Annotated in this window: 2 protein-coding genes; both read left to right on the plus strand. The window is 43.3% G+C overall.

Going from position 1 to position 1,548, the window contains the following annotated elements; translation table 11 throughout:
- Positions 1-204: 204 nt before the first annotated feature.
- A complete protein-coding gene (locus tag EKO24_RS06220) occupies positions 205-588 on the plus strand; it encodes a lysozyme inhibitor LprI family protein (RefSeq protein ID WP_161990575.1) in 384 nt (127 codons plus the stop codon).
- A gap of 86 nt (positions 589-674) precedes the next feature.
- Positions 675-1,412 carry a response regulator gene (locus tag EKO24_RS06225; protein ID WP_127030802.1) on the plus strand — a complete coding sequence of 246 codons (738 nt, stop codon included), beginning with the start codon at positions 675-677 and terminating at the stop codon, positions 1,410-1,412.
- The last annotated feature ends 136 nt before the right edge of the window (positions 1,413-1,548 follow it).

The raw sequence follows: 1,548 nt of genomic DNA on the forward strand, positions 1-1,548 counted from the left end.
ATCGTCTAATAACAACCAAGGTTTTCGACGGTGATTCTCCTACAGAGGACTTTCACCTCATTAGTTAATGCCCATGTCGGGCGTACACATGGCGCTCAGCCGGAGCGCGGTTATAATGCGGCTTTATTTTTCAGCTAACCGGGCCGCGCCCGGTTAGCTCTACGTTAAAATGGCGAAAATAATACGATGCTTCGAGTAATTCTTTTGTCCATTATTGCTCTTGCTCCAACAGCATCATGGGCTGATGATGACATCAAGTGCAATGATGGCGGAAATCAGCTAGAGCTTAATGCCTGCGCTCGCGATGACTTCACCAACGCAGATGATGAGTTAAATCAAACTTATCAGTCACTCATTAAAAAAGAGGCTGATGACAAGTTATTCATTAGTAAGCTGCGGCTTGCTCAAAAAGCCTGGTTATCATTTCGTGATGCTGACCTCGAAGCAAGGTTTGCATGTGCGGAAAATAACGTAAGGGTTTGCTGGGGTAGCATGTATCCAATGTCGCTTTTGTCTCGCAAGGCTGAGTTGACACGTGAAAGAACCAAACACCTTCAGCAAATCCTGAAAGATGGCCGTGGGGAATAGTTACCACTCTAACCCTGTGCTCAAGCGGGACTGCGCAAAAGCGTGCAGCCCCTTAGCTCCACGTTAGGCTAAGCAAAGTACGGACGATGAATATATTAATAGCCGATGATAACCCAATCATGCAAATGATTCATGGTGAGCTAATGAGCTACTGGGGTTATGATTTTGATATGGCTTCAGATGGTCTGGAGGCTGTGGAGCTTGCGAAGAAAAATAATGGTAAATATGATTTTTGTTTGATGGATGTTGAAATGCCAAAAATGAATGGCATTGAGGCAACCAAGGTTATTAGGAACACCGTAAAGTATTTTCCAATCCTGGCTTTTACCTCCAACAATGCTTATAAGAAAGCCTGCTATGACGCAGGAATGGATGATTTTGCAGAAAAAACATGCACGCCCGATGATTTGTTCTCCAGAATTAATAAACTATCGGTAAACTTGTTTAAATTTATCGTCAAGCCAAACGGCTTTTATATAACAGAGATGATGCCAATGGACCAACAACACGCGCAAGAGTTAAGGAAATTGAAAAGCCAGGGCCTCGTAAAATTGAGGCTGGATGGGCCTGATAATCGTGAAGTCATTACCCACAAAAACGTTCCGAATAAAATTTCTTATGATTTTAATATCCTGAAATATTCAATGACGGAGTTTCTAAACCGTGATCCGGAAAGGCCAACTTTGCTTGATCTCTATAGAGGATCGAAAAACTGCATTATTGAAACATTTGTGGATGATGAAAGTTATCAAGAACAATTAGAGGCTGAGGACGAAAAGATGGATGCCTATCTGACAAAACACTACAAATCAGACGAGGAATAAGTGCAAAGAACGGAGTCAGTTCTCACATTCCAACATTGGCCTAATCGGGTAGCCGGGAGTGTCTAGCTCCCAGCCCCCACACCACCTAGCATGCGGGTCCGCACTAGGCGGTTCATCAGCTGTAATGAAACTTAAT

The sequence above is a fragment of the Candidatus Methylobacter oryzae genome, assembly GCF_003994235.2.
Lineage (GTDB): Bacteria > Pseudomonadota > Gammaproteobacteria > Methylococcales > Methylomonadaceae > Methylobacter_A > Methylobacter_A oryzae.

Coding starts and splice junctions, on each gene's coding strand:
- EKO24_RS06225 (WP_127030802.1), top strand. CDS start 675: ATGAATATATTAATAGCCGATGATAACCCAATCATGCAAATGATTCAT.